General features: G+C 44.6%; 14 tRNA genes, 2 rRNA genes and 1 pseudogene. 16 read left to right on the forward strand and 1 reads right to left on the reverse strand.

The annotated features are described in order from the left end of the window. The 16 genes from GZA11_RS16185 to GZA11_RS16260 form a co-directional block, all read left to right on the forward strand. Positions 1-114 (forward strand): 23S ribosomal RNA (locus GZA11_RS16185); the annotation flags it as partial. Between the two features lie 147 nt (positions 115-261). After that, positions 262-378 (forward strand): 5S ribosomal RNA (gene rrf / locus GZA11_RS16190). A 10-nt stretch (positions 379-388) separates the two neighbouring features. After that, positions 389-463, forward strand: a tRNA-Asn gene (locus GZA11_RS16195). Between the two features lie 7 nt (positions 464-470). Continuing rightward, positions 471-561 (forward strand) — tRNA-Ser (locus GZA11_RS16200). 18 nt (positions 562-579) lie between these two features. After that, positions 580-654, forward strand: a tRNA-Glu gene (locus GZA11_RS16205). 4 nt (positions 655-658) lie between these two features. Further along, positions 659-734, forward strand: a tRNA-Val gene (locus GZA11_RS16210). A gap of 20 nt (positions 735-754) precedes the next feature. Then, positions 755-828: transfer RNA gene (locus tag GZA11_RS16215), tRNA-Met, on the forward strand. Between the two features lie 3 nt (positions 829-831). Then, positions 832-908: transfer RNA gene (locus tag GZA11_RS16220), tRNA-Asp, on the forward strand. Between the two features lie 38 nt (positions 909-946). Then, positions 947-1,022, forward strand: a tRNA-Phe gene (locus GZA11_RS16225). A 32-nt stretch (positions 1,023-1,054) separates the two neighbouring features. After that, positions 1,055-1,139: transfer RNA gene (locus GZA11_RS16230), tRNA-Tyr, on the forward strand. Positions 1,140-1,146: 7 nt separating this feature from the next. Continuing rightward, positions 1,147-1,220 (forward strand) — tRNA-Trp (locus GZA11_RS16235). A gap of 14 nt (positions 1,221-1,234) precedes the next feature. Next, positions 1,235-1,310 (forward strand) — tRNA-His (locus GZA11_RS16240). Positions 1,311-1,351: 41 nt separating this feature from the next. After that, positions 1,352-1,423, forward strand: a tRNA-Gln gene (locus GZA11_RS16245). An 8-nt stretch (positions 1,424-1,431) separates the two neighbouring features. Further along, positions 1,432-1,506 (forward strand) — tRNA-Gly (locus GZA11_RS16250). Positions 1,507-1,514: 8 nt separating this feature from the next. Then, a tRNA-Cys gene (locus tag GZA11_RS16255) sits at positions 1,515-1,588 on the forward strand. 6 nt (positions 1,589-1,594) lie between these two features. Further along, a tRNA-Leu gene (locus tag GZA11_RS16260) sits at positions 1,595-1,676 on the forward strand. Between the two features lie 396 nt (positions 1,677-2,072). Here GZA11_RS16260 and istB read toward each other — a convergent pair. Beyond that, a pseudogene (gene istB / locus GZA11_RS16265) lies at positions 2,073-2,730 on the reverse strand (IS21-like element helper ATPase IstB); the annotation flags it as partial.

Consider the following 2,730-nt stretch of genomic DNA (forward strand, 5'->3'; position numbering starts at 1 on the left):
CCCATAGCGTTAAGCTAGTAAGATCCCTGAAAGATGATCAGGTTGATAGGTCAGAGGTGGAAGCACGGTGACGTGTGGAGCTGACTGATACTAATCGATCGAGGACTTAACCAAATAAAAAAGTGATGTCATTCGCTTTTGGCGAACTCGTTCTTCCCTACTTCTTCTACATTATCTAGTTTTGAGGGAATGAAAAAAATTAAAATTTCCTATTGCAAAATATAAAAAAGTCATTATAATAAAATAGTGTCGAATACATGGTCTGGTGGCAATGGCGAGAAGGTCACACCTGTTCCCATACCGAACACAGAAGTTAAGCTTCTCAGCGCCGATGGTAGTTGGGGCGAAAGTCCCTGTGAGAGTAGGACGCTGCCAGGCTGTAAATCATTCCGCAGTAGCTCAGTGGTAGAGCTATCGGCTGTTAACCGATCGGTCGCAGGTTCGAATCCTGCCTGCGGAGCCATTAATACGGAGAGCTGTCCGAGTGGTCGAAGGAGCACGATTGGAAATCGTGTATACGCTAACCGCGTATCAAGGGTTCAAATCCCTTGCTCTCCGCCATAATTAAGTTTTTAATATGGCCCCTTGGTCAAGTGGTTAAGACACCGCCCTTTCACGGCGGTAACACGGGTTCGAATCCCGTAGGGGTCACCATAATGGAGGATTAGCTCAGCTGGGAGAGCATCTGCCTTACAAGCAGAGGGTCGGCGGTTCGATCCCGTCATCCTCCACCATATTGTTAGATTAATATTATCGCGGGGTGGAGCAGTCCGGTAGCTCGTCGGGCTCATAACCCGAAGGTCGCAGGTTCAAATCCTGCCCCCGCAATAAGGTCTGGTAGTTCAGTTGGTTAGAATGCCTGCCTGTCACGCAGGAGGTCGCGGGTTCGAGTCCCGTCCAGACCGCCACTTGAAGATAGTAATCCCGTAAGGGAACTTGATATTTCGGCTCAGTAGCTCAGTCGGTAGAGCAAAGGACTGAAAATCCTTGTGTCGGCGGTTCGATTCCGTCCTGAGCCACCATTTATACAATCAATTGTAACATTTAAATAAGTGGAGGGGTAGCGAAGTGGCTAAACGCGGCGGACTGTAAATCCGCTCCCTCAGGGTTCGGCGGTTCGAATCCGTCCCCCTCCACCATTGTTATAGGGGTATAGTTTAATGGTAAAACGGAGGTCTCCAAAACCTTTGATGTGGGTTCGATTCCTACTACCCCTGCCATAATAAGTATGATGGCGGTCGTGGCGAAGTGGTTAACGCACCAGATTGTGGCTCTGGCATTCGTGGGTTCGATTCCCATCGATCGCCCCATTAAATTTATTATTGAAAATTCTTACTAATTGTTATATTATTGGGCTATAGCCAAGCGGTAAGGCAACGGACTTTGACTCCGTGATTCGCTGGTTCGAATCCAGCTAGCCCAGTTACATATGCGGAAGTAGTTCAGTGGTAGAACACCACCTTGCCAAGGTGGGGGTCGCGGGTTCGAATCCCGTCTTCCGCTCCAAAAATTAAGGCGGCATAGCCAAGTGGTAAGGCAGAGGTCTGCAAAACCTTTACCACCGGTTCGAATCCGGTTGCCGCCTCCATAATATGCCGGTGTGGCGGAATTGGCAGACGCGCACGACTCAAAATCGTGTTCCTTCGGGAGTGTCGGTTCGACCCCGACCACCGGTATCGTAATAGGGTTAGATCCTTATAAATTAAGGCTTTCAGCATTTATGCTGGAAGTCTTTTTATATTTAATAATGCTTGCGTCTTATTCAAAATTCAGATGAATCGAATCTTATGCTTAGGAGAGAATCATTGTGCTAAGAACACGTCGTGCTAAAGTGCCATAGATAAGGGAATTGACCTATTACCAATAAAATCAGAGACTAAAAAACAATGGAAAAAGACTATTACAGCAGTAGCTTTAATAAAGGTTATAGATAACTTTGTTGGTATTAGTGACACAGCTGAAAATTTAGTAGTACGAGGAACAAAAACTTTGATTCCTGGTATTCCTGTTTTTGGCAAGTAGGAAATGTATCAAATGGCAATTAAAAATGTACCACTTGCCAATCCCTATATTTACTTATTGTGTAATAATGATTCTTTATACCGGTAGCTTTCTCTCCATTAAATACAATTAAATGAGAATGGTGAATCAGCCGATCGATCACAGCTTCCGTTAAGATCGGATCCCCAAATACGTGATTCCACTGACCAAATTGTAAATTCGTCGTCACAATCATGCTCTTTCTTTCATAACACATTGAGATGACTTGAAAAAGAAGTTCTGCCCCCTGTTTATGTAGAGGGATGTACCCTAGTTCATCAAGAATCAGAAGATCGAGTTTCTCTATCTGCTTAAAGACCCGGCTCAACGAGCCTTTTTCGTGCGCATCTAGTAAGCTATTCACTAGACCAGCCACCGTATAAAATTTGATGCGCTTCTCTAATTTTTGAATCGCGTTTAAACCAATTAACTTCGATAAGTAGGTCTTTCCGGTACCCACACCTCCATAAAAGATTAGATTTTCTCCATTTTCAATAAAGTGCCCGTTTAACAGATATTCTGCTGTGATGCCTTGAGCCATTTGAATGTGGGTCCATTCAAACGGCTTTCCTGCTATTTTAGGCAACGTTGCCTGAGAGAGTAATTGATTAACCTTTCGTTTTTCCCGTTGTTTCACTTCTTGTTCAAAGAGTTGGAGAAGATACTCCTCATGGCTCATTGCTTCGATTT

The sequence above is a fragment of the Neobacillus sedimentimangrovi genome (genome assembly GCF_010614825.1).
In the GTDB taxonomy this organism is placed as follows: Bacteria; Bacillota; Bacilli; order Bacillales; family Cytobacillaceae; genus Neobacillus; species Neobacillus thermocopriae.